This is a genomic window from Raoultibacter massiliensis (assembly GCF_900199545.1).
GTDB lineage: Bacteria > Actinomycetota > Coriobacteriia > Coriobacteriales > Eggerthellaceae > Raoultibacter > Raoultibacter massiliensis.
The window spans coordinates 674,091-690,162 of sequence record NZ_LT962670.1; the positions used below are offsets into that span (position 1 = coordinate 674,091).

Genomic DNA, 16,072 nt, shown 5'->3' on the forward strand with positions numbered 1-16,072 from the left:
GGCTCGGCCAGCGCGACGGCGATCTCGCCGCGCCGCGCCTGATCGACCCATTCCGCCAACAGCCTGCGGGACGGCCAGCCCGGACGCCTTCCGGCTTCCGCGGCCGTCAAGCCGCTTGCAAGGAACGCCTCGACGATCTCCGTCTTCTCTTCTCTGGAATACATGGTGCGGGCTCCTTTCCGGACCGGAATCCGGTCCAACTTTTTGTCCGCACCCCCTCTGCACAATTTTGGCCAGATTCATACAAGCTCGCGTCTGTATTGTTGGCATTCGAAATCTAGAAAAGCGGTATCGCCTCAATGAGCAGGGAAGATGATGCCATGCGCTTCGGGGCAGGGTCGCGCGAAGGCGATTTCTGCTGCTCGAGATGCTTTTGCTTGTATGAATCTGGCCAAAACTGTGCAAAATGATGGCAGAGCTCTTCTCGACGGCGGGTATGCACCTCGCTTTTTCGAAGCGAGGCGAGAGCTGGAAGCTCTTTTCCGAAGAAAGCGTGATTTCATTTGACAAACAGGCGCGTTGCGGGGAAAATACTTTCTCGCGCAATGCGCACTTTCGTGGGGATGTAGCTCAGCTGGGAGAGCATCACGTTCGCAACGTGGGGGTCGTGGGTTCGAATCCCATCATCTCCACCACGGAAACTTGATCGGGGCCGGAAGCGCTGCTTCTGGTCCCGATTTTTAATGCTTATACCATAAGTTGGGTTATAGGACAAAAAGTGTGTCCGATCCTATTATTCACCGATGGTATTCAACCGCTGCGTAAAACTCTCCCCAGGCCACTCCCGACTCGTACTCCTCGGGCGCCCCGTCGTCCCGCCTCTTGGGCTTGGAGGCCATCGCGAAGAGCCCCGCGACCTCGTCGTCGGTGGGCATGACTCGCAGTATCTCCGCTGCCGGCAGCGGAGCCTCGGCGTGCATGTAGCACCACCAGAACATCGCCTTGACTCGCCGCATTCGCGAGAGGCCCCGATGGTTGCGGACCATCTCGCGGAGACGCGCGTTCACGCCGCCCTCGATCACGTTGGAAGTGGAGTCCCACTCGCCTCCGCGCTCCTCGGCTATCTCGATGAACGTGAAGAGCGTCCCCGTTTGGACGAGGCCGTTGAGAGCCCGCCGCGCCTTCCTGAGCTCGCGGTGGACGTATTGCCTCTTTCCGTCCTTGAAGGCGAACTCGCGCAGAAAGGACTCCCACTTCGCGCACCATTCCGCGTACCCTGCGAGCCACTTCGCGGCCGCATCGGCGTCCCTGGCCTTCAGCAGGTCCCTGGCGAGGCCGTAGAGCTCCTTTCCCGCTTGGAGCTTGGGGCGGGAGGTCGTACATCTCCTGACTTGGCGGAACACGTGGAAGGTGCATCTCTGGATGCGGGTCTCGGGCCACATCGCGCGGGCGGCTTTCGCAAACCCCGGCCCTCCGTCCGAAACCGCCATGACGGGAGGCGCGAGCTTCGCCATGAGCGCCGCCCACGCGCCCGAGCACTCGCTCTCGGCCAGGTGCCATGCGAGCACGTGCTCTTTGGTGCAGGCGATCAGCACGACGAGGCCCGAGACCCAGATCCCGTCGAGGAACACCACATCGCAGACCTCGCCAGTGTACGAGGGCAAGGGCCACGTCTCCCAGAATCTCTCCGCTTTCCTGCGGAACGTCCTCGAGGAGCATCCGAAGTCGCCCTGGGTGCGCTTGGAGAAGAGCCACGCGAGGAAGGTCGATAGCGCCTTGGCGGAAGCATCGATGCGGTGCGTCATGGACGCGCCGCATCTCCGTCTCTGCGCGCCTGCGCTCGTCCTGCCGTTGCGCTTCATGGCGCCGCCGCATGCGGTGCACTTCGGGTTATCCATCGGCCGCTCCTGTCCAAGGCGAACTTTTTCCTTGAAAAAGCTACCTCGAGCAGGCGTGTCAAGAGAAGATTGGACACACTTTTTGTCCGGGTGAGAAGTTGGGCCGAATCAACTTTTTGATACGATTTACCTATCCTGAACTGGGAAAATAACCCTTATCCAGACACACTTTTTGTCCTATAACCCCATAAGTCGCATGAGCTTCGGTTGTTTTCGAAAATCTATATAGCCTCTCGGGCTAAGAAATTAGCCCGAGGTCTTTTTCGAGCTGGTTTGCCATACTTCTAATTCTCCGTGAGTATAAAAGATTTACCGTTGCGTCGTCTAAGTCATCCCATCTTTCTGAAGGGAATAATAGTTTTAAATCTCGAATCTTAACTTCTTTGGGGGCGTTCATATCGTAAGTTGGAATATATTTGGTCCGATTTGCCTTGTACTTAATCTCATAAAATGCTTTTTTAAAACACTTTATATCTTGTTGGATTGGCAAATCGTATCGGACTATCAATTTGGTAACGAGCGAATCGAGATGACACAAAAGGCCTATGTCGTCGATTCGAGAATAGTAGTGAAGCCACCCATATCGTTCGAAATTGGTCCCATCTTCCGTAATCCGACAACCTGTTATCCTGTTGTTAACATGGTGAAGAAGGCTGGCAGGATCAGGAACGCCGCGCATTTTTCTCAACTTATCATCAAGGGTTTTCTCAAGTCGCTTCACCGTTGATGAACGAACGGTTAAACATCCTGAAGGTTTGAAAACGTAACCCAAATAATCAAGGGAATCAATTGTAAGGTCTACGAGACGGGTTTTTTCTTCATTGATTGTCAAGCCGAGTTTATCTATGGCCTCTTCAAACTTCGACTGCACCGTTTTTGCCTCGTCGTCGGAGCAAAAAAGCAGTATGTCATCTACATATCGAAAATATGAGACGCTGGGAGCTTTCGCAAAAACAGTATCGAGGCTCTCGACAAAAATATTTGCAAGTCTATTCGATATAGAAAGACCTTCCGGAACGCCTTCGTAGCGTTGCCCTGAGGCCTTCTCTCCGAGAGTAGAAGATGGTGTCTTGATTGCTGCTTCGATCAGCCGTAACACCTCGTTTTTACGAATGCGTTTGCGAATCGTCCGCATGAGCTTGTCATGTGGTATGGACGAGTAAAACCTTTTTATGTCGATCTTGAGGCATCGTGAATATTTGCCTGACTCGACGCATTCTCTGACTCCTTCTACAACGAGTTGCGGTTGACAGGTTTTGCATGCAATACCATAGACATCGTCAAGTACCTGCGACAGTGCTGCAAAAACAAGCCTATCTCGTACCGTTGGAATGTTGAGTTCCCGAGGGATGCATCCCCTCCCTTTTGATGAAAGCAACAAACGATAGGGTGTAAACTGAAAAGAGAAATTCCCTACTTTACGCAGTATGGTCGATATCTCACGGTCGAGGTCATTCGCAAAGCGTACTGGTGTAATGCGATCGAGGCCAACTGCGTGTCCGCCAAGCACTCGTTCGAAGAAGGTGCGTCTTAAGGAAGTTTCAGTAAAATGTACTCGGTAAGCTTCAAAGGCACGCATGTTCCACCGCTGTATATATTATGGATGTCAAGGCTATTAGCATGATAGGGCATCCGTATACAAACACCTCCAACCATCGGCTTCTAAAGCGTTCTAATGGCTTTCTTCCATCGCCCAACTCGTCTTTGGGTAAATCTGATTCAATTTCAACCTGCTTGAAACAGCTCGTAACAAAATCAGTTGTCGTATGGTTTTCCGTTCTCATGAGAACTGAGATGTACGCCTCGCCTATACGATCGGCTCTTTTATCGATATCCTCGTCTTCCGGAACGCTGTCAAGCTCGAGCCAAAGTTTCTGCATTTCTAAATAACTAGACCTCATCTCAAATGCTCTTGAACCGTAGTCTTGCAATGAAGCAAACACGGTTACGATTGTCAGCATGACTGCGAGCGCGATCGCCAGAAAAGACACTAGTTGGAATTCTGGAAAACAAAACGATAGCAGCGAAAACAGAACCATCCAACATGCGTAATAAATGTTCGCGCGTTTGACAAGCTGATCGTATCGCACCAGTCTTCGCTCCGCCTCGATATGAGAGAGTCTCGACTTCGAAATGATCTCAGGTAGATATTCTCTTTTTGGAATTGCCTGCTTCACTGTTCCTCCGTCTAGGGGCAGCGTCGAAAACCTAACCAATACCCCTCTCGGAGTCTTCAAGGTGTAAAACCATAGCTTACCGATATCGCCAATAGGCAATCAACGCAATAAAGAATAAGGAAAATCTCATTTACGTTGACGCTACCCCATATAAAATTATACAACCATTACCGCGAGTCGTGACGGTTTCTTATTGGTTGGCACGATTGCTCTTCAAGGAGGACTCATCACCATTTTAGTTACTAAACTTTCGGGATGTTATACGTACCCTTTGGGAGAGCGTCGCGTTCGCAACATGGGGGTCGTGGGTTAGAATCCCATCATCTCCACAGCGATAAAAGTGAGTTCAGACAGCGAAAATTGTCTGGCTTCGTTTTTGTTTTACGATCTACTTTTGACCAGGATTTGCCGAAATTGTATCAGCAACCTATTTGGTAATAATTGGTTTTTCGGCCCGGGGAACGCTTTTCAGATCGGAGTTGTGGGTTTTTCGTGGACGACTTTCGTCAGCGCCAGGTAGCGCCGATTTTTATGCTGTAACGTTTGCTGAACCAGTCGATGCGTTGTATGCCAACAGGCTGGTATCTGCTGAGTCGAGAGACATGCGCAAATATGAATGTATGAATATTCATATATTTGCAAACGCCGATGTTTGGATTGGTTGGAAGGCCGCGGACGAGGTCTTCGGCTATACGCAGACAAGTTCTAGCTGTTTGACGAATGAATTCAAGTAGCAAGCCGTTTGCTCGTTGTCGATGAAAAGGGGTCTATCCTGGGTGTATTGCCCGCCCTTCTTGTCTTTGGGATATCGAAGGTCGAAGCCGGTGCCGTCGATATCGGAGAGCGCCTTCACGAACAGACCCATGTTTTCGATCGCCTGATGGTCTTCCACTGTTCTCTCGGCGGGAACCATGGAGAGAAAATCTTCCCAAAGCCTCTTGAGGTCGTGGGTGGCGGCTGGGTTGCCGCCTTTTCTCCTGATCGCGCGTTTCAGCGTAAGCTCCATGCAGTGACGGGTCATGTAGAGGACGGGCAATGCGTAGGAATAATTGAAGAAGAATTGCCCCTCTGGTCTGTTCGTATCCTTGCGGCCCTCCCGCGCCAGAACCTTCACTGCTTGCAAGAACGACTTGATGTACTCTTTCTCGAACGAATCGTCCTTGAAGTATTCTTTGGCAAAGCAGGAGAGGTTCAGGAGGGAGAAGTTGGGTATTGTCGGATCGCTGAACGCTTCCATCTGCTTCTTCACCACGCTCTCTGGTTCGTATCGCGGAAAGATACGCTCGCTGAATACCTTTTCCGTCATGCTGCGAAGCTCCTAATCGGTGCTGCCGTTAGTTAGGTACTGAGCATTTTACCATCGGTGGCGAACCGCCGGTGCTGCCCACCCCGAAAGGCAGAAGATGGGTTTTCGTAAATTCGTAAATATGAACTTATGAATTTATGCAAGTTCGCAAATAGGAAAATAAGAAAAGGCATCCGCCCGGCATGATGGGGTTTGCGGCGACGCGCTCAATCCGTCCAGACGTCGGCTTGCCTGTTGTCAGACGGCGGGCAGAAGCCGGTAAAGCCGCATGCCGTCCTGTTCGGCCACGAGCTCGAAGCCGGGCGTGCTCTCATCAATCCTGCTATTCGGGCCCGCAGGGGCGTAGTCGATCTGGTCGAGCTCGCTGAAGCGCGTCGTCGTGCTCTCAGCATCGCTCATCTGCATCACGTAGGCGAGATCGAGCCGTGCGGCCGCCGCGCGCACTTCGGCGGCATCGGACCCTTCTTCCCTGTATTCGGCGATGGCTCGGGAGAAGTCTGCCTGGGCGGAGAAAAGAAGCTGCGACTTGTCCAGGTTCGCGGCTGCGAACGATGCTCTGCTTCGCAGTTCCGCACGCATCTTTGGGTGCATCCCGGAGATCGGTGCTGCTTCCAGGGCGGGAAAAGCCGGGAGGGCTTCTTGCATGCTTGCGCGGACGATCCTGTTCAAGCGCATCTGCCTGTGGTCTAATGAGAGGACTATTGGGCAAACTGAGGATTATCGGGAGTGTCGAACGTGGATAAGAAAGACTGCATCGCGCCCTGCGGGTTGGACTGCTTCAACTGCAGCTGGTTCGAAGCGAATCTGACTGATGAGTTCAAGCGGAAAGAGGCCGAGCGGCTCTCCCTTTCGTTTGACGAGGTCGGCTGCAAGGGCTGTAGGGGCGAGCAAGGGAAATGCTATTGGGCGCAAGGAGATTGCGCAACGTGGTCGTGCGTCGAAGGAAGGGGCGTCGCCTATTGTTTCGAGTGCGACGAATTCCCTTGCGGTTTGTTGGCTCCTACGGAAAAGGGATCCGATTATCCCCACAACATGAAGATCTACAATCTGTGCCGAATGAAGACCCGTGGCATAGAGGCCTGGATTGAAGAGTCGGCTCTCATCCGCGAACGCTATTACGAAGGCGATTTCATCGTGGGCCGCGGCCCCGTTCTCGAAGGCGAATAGCGAACGGCGCAGGCAAAAGAAGCCGGCCTTGCCGGAAGCCTGGATCGACGAGACGGCGTAGGCGGCAGGCATCTTTTCGCTTGCGTGCAAACCTTCGCTCTGGCTCGCTTTCCTATCCTTTCGTTCGGTTCGCCGCTCGAAGCTCGTCTGCCCGTGCGTCGACGATGCTCATGAGTTCTTGCTGCGCATGCACGTCGAGCTTGCGATAGATATTGCGTAGGTGCGATTTGGCCGTGTCTCTCGATATCACGAGCTGCTCCTGCACGAATCCGAGGTTTCTCCCGTGCGCAAGCAGCATGAAGACTTCGGTTTCCCGAGGCGTAAGCTTCGCTTCGGTTGCCACTTCGTCGCATGCTAGCCTGAATGCGCCTTTTGAGAAGGATGTGGCGGCGGGCTTCGCGTCGCCCAGATCTTCCCAGATAGGGTTGCCTTTGATGAGGATCAGCCCGCACATCATGAGCACGAAAACCGCCAGCATGCACATGTCGGTTCCGTTTACGCCGAGCGCGTTTGCGCCCATGCCGGAAAGGTAGCCGACGGCTTGGCCTGCCAAAAGCAGGAATCCGACGGCAGAGAAGAACACCGCTTCTTGCGGGCGTCGGTCGGAAACAAGGTGCGAGCAAAGCGTTTGGACGATGGCGAATACATAGAAGTATCCAGCGGTGTAGAGGATTTCGCCGATGACGAACAGATCGCCTGTCATCTGCGTGCCGTTTTGGATGATGCCTCCATTAAAGGAAATGACGATGAAGGCGAGCGCCATAAACGGGATGCCTATCTGGTAGATGAGCCGCCGATAATTCAGATGCAGGAAGTATGCGGTAAGAAGCAGAAGGGCGAGTGCCAGCAAAAACCCGAGAATGCTGCTGAACCCAACAAAGTCGAGGAACCCCAGGGTACTGAAAACGTTTGCCATCTCGCGCCAGATGCAGAATTGTGCAGAGCATTTGACGATGGTCACCGATTGAAAGATGAAATGCCACAATCCGATTGCGGCACCTTGAAGGAATACCGTGCACAAAAGACGCCAGGGCATAGCCCGAAACGCCCCTTCCCCCCCTGCCTTTCCATGAGCGTCCTTTGCGTCGGCGTCTTGCGCGGCGAGGTTCCGGGTGTCGGAATTGCCGGCACCCTCTTCCTCTCGGCCTCGCGGACGCTTTTTCGTGCTCTTGCTTCCAAGTGTTTTTCCTTCTTCTGATCTTCGGGGAAGCGTAAGCAGAAGTGCGGCGCTTCCGAGCGGAACAAGGGCAAGCAGCATATCCTGCTTGCTCGCATCGAGCAGGAATATGACGATAGCGCCAAGCGAAGCGGCCGCAAGCGCAAGCGAGGCGATCCTGATGACCCGTCTCGAATCGTACTGGGCGATACGGGGGCTCCACGAAGCGAAGAGCAGAGCGGCAAGCGCCCCCGAACAGATGCTTGCGATCGGTTGCATGAAAGCAGACGGGATGTTCGGAACAAACGAGGCGATTGTCACAATGGCGAAAGCCGCCGTGGCGGTTTGCGTGATCACGTTGATGCGTCCGCGCAGCAGCCATGCGATCGCGAAGGTTGCGAGCGCGGCGGCGATGATGATGCTGCGGTCGTCTAGCAAGACGGCGGAGCCGGGTGTGCCCATGGCTGCGCCCAGGGGCTTGACGAAGAGGAACCAAAGCCAATTACAGAACAAGCCGTAACCGAGCCACAAAGGCCAATCGTTCAGAAGCCCGCCAAACGGGCCTGCGCTTCGTTTTTCCTTCATTCCCGTATCCCCCCTTGTGCCCAGTATACGACATACGGGGGCGGGGAGGTCCACCAGGAGTGTGGAAAACGCGTCTCACACCGCTGGTGTGATGTGCAAATATCGGGCTCCCGTAACGTGTGCGCTGTCCGATCAATCAGATAGGGTGGAAGGGGAAAGCATGGAACTGACAAGACGACAATTCGCTGCGCTCGCATCGTCGGCGGCAGGTGTTGCGGCACTCAGTATGGCTGGATGCAGCCCGAACAAAGACAGCGGGAAGCCCGAGGAGGCAGATGCCCACGAGCCTTACGTATCGCCCATGACCGACGGCGAGATCACCAAGGTTCGCACGGCATGCGGCAACTGCCATAACAACTGCGGTATGATTGCCAACGTGAGGGATGGCGTGATCATCTCGCTCGAGGGCGATCCCGAGCATCCGCACGGCAAGGGTTCTCTGTGCCCGAAGGGGCAGGCGTTTCTCGACGTGGTCTACGCGCCCGATCGCGTGACCAAGCCGCTCAAGCGTGCGGGGGAGCGCGGTGAGGGCAAATGGGAAGAGATGGAATGGGATGAGGCTCTCGACTACATTGCCGAAAAGCTCACTGAAATCAGGGACACGTACGGTCCCGAGTACCTTTGCTACAGCAACGGCGCGCCCGTGCAGAACATCGTGCGCAACGCATACTGGGAATTCTATGCGCGCTACGGCACGCCCAATCAGGCTGCCGTGCCCAACCTGTGCTTCGTGCCGCGTTTGGTGGCGCTGAACACCACGTACGGGTTCCGCAACGAGGATGACTACAACAACGCCGATCTCATCATCTTGTGGGGCGCCAACCCGTTCGCATCGATGCGTCCGAGCTCGTTTATGTGCTACGAGAAAAAGGGCTGCCTCTCGTCGCTCATCGACGCGATGGAGCGCGGTGTCAACCTTGTGGCGATCGATCCGGTGTGCTCCGAGACGGCAAACAAAGCGACCACGTGGATTCCCATTCGCCCCGGCACCGACGGCGCGATGGCGCTTGCCATGATTCACACCGTTATCAAGGAAGATCTCTACGACCATGACTTCGTGGAGAAGTGGTGCCAGGGATTCGACGAGCTGTCCTCGTTTATCGAGCAGTACTCACCTGAGTGGGCTGAAGGAGAGACCGGCGTTCCCGTGCAGACCATCGCCGATCTTGCCCGCACGTACGCCACCACGCCGCGGGCGACCATCCACGATGGAAACAACTTCGCGCTGCAAACGAATTGCGTGCAGGCGACGCGGGCCATCGCGATTCTGGAGTCGATCACCGGCCATATCGACGTGGAGGGCGGCAACTGCTGCTTCCCCGATGTCATCGGCAATCCGAAAGCCGTGGAGATGGGCAACTCGGCAGGCATCAAGACCACGGTCGCCGTCGACAAACCTCCGCTGGCGGCCACGTACAATCCCATGCTCGCAGCGGGCATGCCCGCAACGCTTCGTGCGATCGAGACCGGCGAGCCCTACGTGCCGAAGGCGATGATGATGTACCACACCAACGGTGCGATCACGCAGGCGCAACCCCAGCGGACGATCGAGCTTCTGCGCAATCTGGACTTCATCGTGGTGAACGATCTGTTCATTACCCAGACGGCGCTGCAGTTGGCAGACGTGTTCATTCCCGATTGCACGTTTCTCGAGCGCTACGACTATCGTACGTATCCGTCGGCCGAGGGTACGGTGGTGACGCTTCGCCAGCAGGCGATCGAGCCGCGCGACGGCATCATGAACACCTACGACTTCGAGTACGCGCTCGCCGAGCGCATGGGATTCGCCGAAGGATACCCATGGACGAACCAAGAGGAGTTCATCACGTACGCGCTCACTCCCTCGGGACTCACATTCGAAGACCTCAAGGCTAATCCGACGCAGATCGTCGGCAAGCACGAATACCGCAAGTACGAAACGGGTGGACTTCGTCCTGACGGCGAACCTGGCTTCAACACGCCTGACGGGAAGGTCGATCTGGTCGATCTCGCGTTCAAGAAGAACGGTTACGATCCGCTGCCCGCCTACGTGCCCCCGGCGGCATCGGCTTCCACGAAGCCCGAGGTGGCGGCAGCTTACCCGCTGATCGGCATCAACAGGCGCATCGTGTACTACGCTCACTTCAAATACCGCAACAACCCGTACCTGCGCGAGAACCGGCCCGATCCCGTAGTGCTCATGAACCCCGTCGACGCGAAGGATCGCTCGCTTGCCGATGGCGAATGGATCAAGCTCACCTCCCTTTTCGGCGAGGCGAAGTTTCTGCTTAACGTCTCGGAGCGCGTCATGGCTGGCGTGCTGTGGGTCGACGGCGGCTGGGGAGATCCGTGGGCCTACGAAGACAGCAACCTGAACGCGCTTGTCGACGGCACGGAGCTCGATCCCGTATCGCAATCGCCTTCGCTTCACTCGTTTTTCGTTGAAGCAAGCAAGGCATAGGACTCGCAGGAAGAGGAAAGGAATCAGCGATGAGCCATTATGGAATGACGATAGACCTCGACCGTTGTGTGGGATGCAGGGCGTGCTCGGTCGGGTGCACGATGCATAACGGGCTTCCGAAAAACGTGAGGTTCAGCTATGTGAACGAGCAGGAGTCGGGAACGTTTCCCGATGTGAAGGTGGATTATTTGCCGCATGCGTGCATGCAGTGCATCGATCCGATCTGCATGTCGGTCTGTCCGACGGGGGCAACCTACCAGACCGAAGAGGGGGTCGTGCTTATCGACCAGGAGGTCTGCATCGGATGCGAAAGCTGCGTGACCGCATGCCCCTACGGTGCTCGCAAGCTCATGGTTGAGGTCGAACCCAATCACGATGAAGGCATGACGGCCTATGAAGAGACGGTGTTTTCGTACCACAAAGCGAACACCACAGGGAAATGCACCTTCTGTTACGACCGAGTGGCGCAGGGCGAACTGCCGGTTTGCGTGGCCACCTGCCCGGCCCACGCTCGCCGTTTCGGCGATCTCGACGATCCTGAATCGGATGTGGCGAAGGTCCTTGCCGACGGCAACGCCCATACGATCTTCGAAAGCCAGAACATGCAGACATCCGTTTACTATATATACGAAGGCGACCTCGATATCGACGCTATGTTGGGGGCGGGAAAGTAAGCTCGCCCGATTGCATCGGGCCGGGTTGCCGGTAAAGAAAAGCTCTGTCCAAGTAAAGCAAGGCCCTGTCGGAACGGCGAAAAGTCGTTTCGGCGGGGCGGCTGTGGTTTTTGCCACCTTTGTGATGACAAATCTCGAAGAATGTATATAATCTCTTCCATAATTATAGAACCTCTTATATAAATCAAGGGGCTCGAGGATGAGGAGAGAGTATGATCGGGAATGCCCAGTCTTCGCGGGGGACGAGGAAACTGTTCGCCCTGTTCGTGGCAATTTGCCTGCTGCTATCGCTGATACCCGTGTCCGGCTTCGGGTTTGCCGAAAGCATGGATGCGTCCGCCGCTTCCGGTTCTGCCGAGTCGGTCCCGGCCGACGGCGAAACACAGAGTGATTCGCCGAAGGGCGACGACGTCGCTGCGACCGACGAAAACGCAGAGCGGTCCGGCGATGATGATGCGGCAAGCGATGGGGCGGGTCCATCGGACAAAGCGGCCATGGCGGCGCCCGAGTCCGAAAGTGCGGCGGCGAGCGATGGCGGCATCGGCCTTCTGGCAGGCGAGATCGCCTACCTGACCGGTTCGGTAACCACGACGCCCGTCGATCCGCTTTCGGGTGCGAGCTTCAAGATGGTCATTGAGCTGAACAGCAACAGCGCCGGCGGCTCAACGACCGAGGGACTGCGCGACACGAAGGTATCTTTCAAGATTCCCGCCAACGTCGAAATCCAATCGCTTCCAACGACCAACGGGCAGTATACGGTCGAGCCCGCAAATCCGCAGCCAGGTGATACGGTGACCGTCTCGTACAAAAACGAGATCTCGGTCGGATCGCTGCAAAAGCTCGAGTGCTGGTTCCGCTTCCCGGCGGGCGTGAGCCTTCCCAGCGAGTCGTTCCAGCCCGAGATCAAGCTTGAGGCATCGAACGCGTATTCCCATACCATGACGCCCGACGAGGCGAATCCGACCAACCTGCCTCTTGGAACCGTCATGCAGGTGACACCTCAGGACATCAACCCGATCTTTCTTCATACGGCGGAAATCGATTTGATGCGCGAGGCGCACTTGGGCGGCCTCAATCAGAACGGCGCGTCGGTGAAAATCGAGTTCCCAGGTGATGCGGAAGTTCTTTCCGTCGTGTACAAAGGGGTCGAGTACGCGGTGGTCGACGATGGGGCGGGCGGCAAGGTGGCAACCGTGCCCATAGGAACGCTTAACGTGGGCAACCAGGCAACCAAAGAGAAGATCACCGTTTTGTACAGCTACCCGCCGATGACCTCGCCGGGTACCACCGATTACGAGATCAAGGCCACCTATACGGCAACGCGGTTCGATGGAACCCCTATCGCGGAAACGGGTTTCATCAACGAGACGGTATCCCATCAAAACGGCGGCTCCGATGCCAATGCCTTCTTCATGAAGCACGCAACCTACCAGGTGTTTAGAACGGGAGGCCAGGCGCTTACGTTCGAGCTCGACTACACGCCCTACGCCGACATGAGGGACGCGACGCTCACCGACGATCCGATACGCGCAGGGGAGGCTGATTTCTTCGATGCGGTCGAGTATCGAACGGTCACCTGGACGCCGTACGCGATCCTCGATCCTGTCAACGGGCAAACCGTCAGGACGCAGATGCTCTACCAGACGAGCGCGAACCCGGGCACATGGCAAAGCGCAGGCGAACCGAGTGCAGTGGGACAGATCAGCGTTGAAGGCCTGGCGCTCGATCCGGGCGATTACGTCACGCAGGTTCAATTCAAATTCTTCGGCTCGAATGGAAGCGAAGTGCCTGCGGGCTCGAGTCCGGTGAAAATCAGAATCCTCTCCACCACAACCGATGCGATAACGACTTCGGGAACCTCGTACGACGATAACAAGCTTACCAATGGCGCCTACATGACTGGCGAGATCCGTTTCCCAGGCAACTCTTCGTACGTCTCTATCGAGGACGAGGGCGTGAAGAACGCACGTACCGCCGAGACGAACGTTGTGGCGAACAATCCCCAGGTGGGTATCGCGGGGCACGAAAACCCCCTGTCGCCCAACCCGATTATCCCCGGCGAAGAACTCACGTACAGCATCCGCCACTTCATATACAACTCGGTGCTGCGCGATGCGACGTCGTATCTGATCGTCGATCCGAACATCGAGATCCTCGACGTGGCGCTCGACGACCGGTTTCCCGATGCCACATGGTCGGTGACGAAGGCCAGCAACGGCTACCAGCTCGTCAAGGTCGAATGGAACGGCGACATCACGAGCGCATGGACGCAATACGGCATCAGCCTCAAGGGCATCGCGAAGCCGGGTATCGGGTCGAACGCCTACTTCCGCTACCTCGTTGCAAGCGACGATCCGACGCAGCAATACACCAACGGCGGTGAGGCGACGAACTGGTGGCTCAACGTGCTCCCAGCCGACTGGGCGATCATTGATGCGATTCCCGGTCAGTCCTACGGCGCGACGTTTCGGCAGGGATACCCTGTCGACAATGGGTTGGGGATGAACCCCCTCAAGCTTGCATCGACTGATGGGACCGATTACGCGCTCACGCAGGCGGTCGATACCTCGTCGGCACCCAAGACGGGCTATTACTCGCTCGACATCACGAATCCCGAATCGACGAATCTCGAGGAGGTGCGCGTCATCGATATGCTGCCGACTCTCGGCGACGTGATGGCCCTGAGCGACAACGCGAAGAAGAGCACGGTTGCGCTGCAGGTCGACGGTATGACGCTTGCCGATGGCAGTGCGCTGCCGTCTTCGTGCGAGCTGTATTACTCAGAGGATGCGACGCCCGCCACGAACCGCATCGAGCTAACTGACTTTTCGGCACTGTCGGGGGCTACGTGGATTCCGTGGGATGGAATGTCTTCTCTGCCTCCTACCGCGAAGGCCGTTAAGCTCGTGAAGACCGACGGATTGCTCGCGACCGAGTCGTTCGGCATGCGCATGCAGGTAACGCTTCCCCAAAACGACGGCGGTAGCACGCTTGTCGCATGGAACACCATGTCGGCGGGCGGAAAACATGCGGGCGGCTACATCGTTCCCGGAGAGCCGCACAAGTCCGGTTTCTATTTGAGTGAGAACGGCGCCACCGAGAAGCTCGCCGGCATCCTGTGGGAAGATACCGACGGAAACGACCTGCGTGACGCGGGCGAGCCCGTCTTTTCGAACAAGGCCGTGCGCCTCTACGATTGGGATGACAGCTTGGTCGCTCAGACGACAACGGATGTTGATGGGCGCTACGAATTCACGGGACTGCTTCCCGAGCGCTATCGCGTGGAAGTCGACATGCCCGCTAACCTCGAGCTGTCCGACCATCGGGTTGGTTCCGACAAGTCGGTCGACAATGATTTCGTTCGCAGCGATACCTATCGGGCGAGCGCGACGGTGAACCTTGCCACCGAAACGAATCCCCTCAACATCGACGGCGGTTTCTACGCGAAGGCGAGCGTGGGCGATTACGTTTGGGAGGACGTCAACGAGAACGGGTTGCAGGAATCTCACGAACCTGGGTTCGCGGGTGCGAAGGTGACCTTGTACCGCATGGTCGACGGTTCGCCGGTGCAGGCGGGTTCGATGACGACGGGCGATGGCGGGCGCTATGCGTTTACGGGCCTTAAGCCCGGTACCTATAAGGTAGCGGTCGATGCGCTTGACGATTACGTCCCGGCCGCGCATGCCGTCGGCGGCAGCGGTGCTGAAAACGATTCGAAGCTCAAGGACTCGTGGGATACCGAGGAGTTCGCCCTCGAAAGCGGCGATGCCCGCACCGATGTCGACGCGGGTCTTGTCAGGGCGCTCGATGGCACGGTGAAGCTCGTCAAGGTAGACGAGAACGGCGATCCGCTCGCCGAGGCCACCTTCGGCATCTGGGCCGACGGTGCGAACACCGAAACCGATCAGCCGCTTAAAACCGTGGAAAGCGGGTCTGACGGGGCGGTCGAGTTCGCGGACATGCCCGCAGGAAGCTACATCGTCAAAGAGACGGAGGCCCCCCATGGCTACGAGCTCGATGGTGCGGAGTACCCTGCCGATATCGTGAGCAACTCGCAGCTTTTGGTGGATCTCGGCGAGATCGAGAACGTTTTGAGCTTGGGATCGATAGCGCTGACCAAGACCGACGGAGAAGGCGCGCCGCTCGCCGGCGCCACGTTCGGCATCTGGGATGGGGCGGATGATCCCGAGGCGGACGATCCTCTCGATACGGCCGAAAGCGGGTCTGACGGGTCGGTTGTGTTTGCCGATATGCCGCAAGGTTCGTATCTGGTGCGCGAAATTGCGGCGCCGGACGGTTACGTGATGACCGACGAGGCTTTCGCCGTCGAACTGGACCGCTCTACGCTTTCGTTTGCCATCGGGCAGGTTGAGAACCAGAAAGAAGAGGTCGTCGACCCTGACCCTGACCCCGATCCCGACCCTGAAGACCCGAGCGCGCCGACCGATCTCGGCGATCCGTCGAATCCGTCGAACGGCAAGAAGCCGGCTTCCGGTGCGGCGTCTGCAACGGGGGACGGCGTAGCGGCTGCGGTCGGCATTTTGGTTGCCGTGGCCCTGGCGGGAGCGCTCGTTGCGGCACTCGCGCTGGGACGCAAAGCGCATCGCAGGTAGCGGCGGGCGCCCGCGCTGTTGCGGGCGCCTAAGCCGATTGTCCGATTTCTCTCGGCCTCCGCTGGCGAGCTGCCTCTTGCGGCGAGCGGGCGCGGGCGCATGCCGTCGGGCCGATC

General features: G+C 56.9%; 10 protein-coding genes and 1 tRNA gene. 5 read left to right on the top strand and 6 right to left on the bottom strand.

The window, feature by feature from the left end; translation table 11 throughout:
• Window positions 1-559: 559 nt before the first annotated feature.
• Window positions 560-635, top strand: a tRNA-Ala gene (locus tag C1719_RS02770).
• 102 nt (window positions 636-737) lie between these two features.
• Here C1719_RS02770 and C1719_RS02775 read toward each other — a convergent pair.
• From C1719_RS02775 to C1719_RS02795, 5 genes are all read right to left on the bottom strand, one after another.
• Complete coding sequence (locus C1719_RS02775) at window positions 738-1,838, bottom strand: IS1249 family transposase (protein ID WP_102373688.1); 1,101 nt, start codon at window positions 1,836-1,838, stop codon at window positions 738-740.
• A 238-nt stretch (window positions 1,839-2,076) separates the two neighbouring features.
• Window positions 2,077-3,417: a reverse transcriptase domain-containing protein gene (locus tag C1719_RS02780; RefSeq protein WP_102373689.1), complete on the bottom strand. Its 1,341-nt coding sequence runs from the start codon at window positions 3,415-3,417 to the stop codon at window positions 2,077-2,079.
• Window positions 3,404-4,015 (bottom strand): SLATT domain-containing protein, encoded by a 612-nt coding sequence (locus tag C1719_RS02785; RefSeq protein WP_102373690.1) that lies wholly within the window; start codon window positions 4,013-4,015, stop codon window positions 3,404-3,406. The genes C1719_RS02780 and C1719_RS02785 overlap by 14 nt, the downstream gene beginning before the upstream one ends.
• Before the next feature lie 688 nt (window positions 4,016-4,703).
• Window positions 4,704-5,321, bottom strand: coding sequence for a HEPN domain-containing protein (locus C1719_RS02790; protein WP_102373691.1), 618 nt, complete (start codon window positions 5,319-5,321; stop codon window positions 4,704-4,706).
• Window positions 5,322-5,558: 237 nt separating this feature from the next.
• Window positions 5,559-5,912, bottom strand: coding sequence for a DUF6541 family protein (locus tag C1719_RS02795; RefSeq protein WP_146007830.1), 354 nt, complete (start codon window positions 5,910-5,912; stop codon window positions 5,559-5,561).
• 144 nt (window positions 5,913-6,056) lie between these two features.
• On the opposite strand from C1719_RS02795, the gene C1719_RS02800 reads away from it, so the two are divergent.
• The gene (locus C1719_RS02800) at window positions 6,057-6,488 is read left to right on the top strand and encodes a DUF3795 domain-containing protein (protein WP_180963435.1); all 432 of its coding nucleotides are present in this window, start codon (window positions 6,057-6,059) and stop codon (window positions 6,486-6,488) included.
• A gap of 112 nt (window positions 6,489-6,600) precedes the next feature.
• Here C1719_RS02800 and C1719_RS02805 read toward each other — a convergent pair whose 3' ends face one another.
• Entirely contained in the window at window positions 6,601-8,229 is a 1,629-nt protein-coding gene (locus C1719_RS02805) for a helix-turn-helix transcriptional regulator (protein WP_102373694.1), read from the bottom strand.
• A gap of 160 nt (window positions 8,230-8,389) precedes the next feature.
• Between C1719_RS02805 and C1719_RS02810 the strand changes: the two genes are divergently transcribed.
• The 3 genes from C1719_RS02810 (at window position 8,390) to C1719_RS02820 (ending at window position 15,956) form a co-directional block, all read left to right on the top strand.
• The gene (locus C1719_RS02810) at window positions 8,390-10,669 is read left to right on the top strand and encodes a molybdopterin-containing oxidoreductase family protein (protein WP_180963436.1); all 2,280 of its coding nucleotides are present in this window, start codon (window positions 8,390-8,392) and stop codon (window positions 10,667-10,669) included.
• Between the two features lie 29 nt (window positions 10,670-10,698).
• Window positions 10,699-11,343: a 4Fe-4S dicluster domain-containing protein gene (locus tag C1719_RS02815; RefSeq protein ID WP_102373696.1), complete on the top strand. Its 645-nt coding sequence runs from the start codon at window positions 10,699-10,701 to the stop codon at window positions 11,341-11,343.
• Window positions 11,344-11,555: 212 nt separating this feature from the next.
• Window positions 11,556-15,956: an SdrD B-like domain-containing protein gene (locus C1719_RS02820; RefSeq protein WP_102373697.1), complete on the top strand. Its 4,401-nt coding sequence runs from the start codon at window positions 11,556-11,558 to the stop codon at window positions 15,954-15,956.
• Window positions 15,957-16,072 lie beyond the last annotated feature (116 nt).

Bases quoted from the DNA above. Each gene is read 5' to 3' on its own strand.
- C1719_RS02775 (WP_102373688.1), bottom strand. From the start codon at position 1,838: ATGGATAACCCGAAGTGCACCGCATGCGGCGGCGCCATGAAGCGCAAC.
- C1719_RS02780 (WP_102373689.1), bottom strand. From the start codon at position 3,417: ATGCGTGCCTTTGAAGCTTACCGAGTACATTTTACTGAAACTTCCTTA.
- C1719_RS02790 (WP_102373691.1), bottom strand. From the start codon at position 5,321: ATGACGGAAAAGGTATTCAGCGAGCGTATCTTTCCGCGATACGAACCA.
- C1719_RS02795 (WP_146007830.1), bottom strand. From the start codon at position 5,912: ATGCACCCAAAGATGCGTGCGGAACTGCGAAGCAGAGCATCGTTCGCA.
- C1719_RS02805 (WP_102373694.1), bottom strand. From the start codon at position 8,229: ATGAAGGAAAAACGAAGCGCAGGCCCGTTTGGCGGGCTTCTGAACGAT.
- C1719_RS02810 (WP_180963436.1), top strand. From the start codon at position 8,390: ATGGAACTGACAAGACGACAATTCGCTGCGCTCGCATCGTCGGCGGCA.
- C1719_RS02815 (WP_102373696.1), top strand. From the start codon at position 10,699: ATGAGCCATTATGGAATGACGATAGACCTCGACCGTTGTGTGGGATGC.
- C1719_RS02820 (WP_102373697.1), top strand. From the start codon at position 11,556: ATGATCGGGAATGCCCAGTCTTCGCGGGGGACGAGGAAACTGTTCGCC.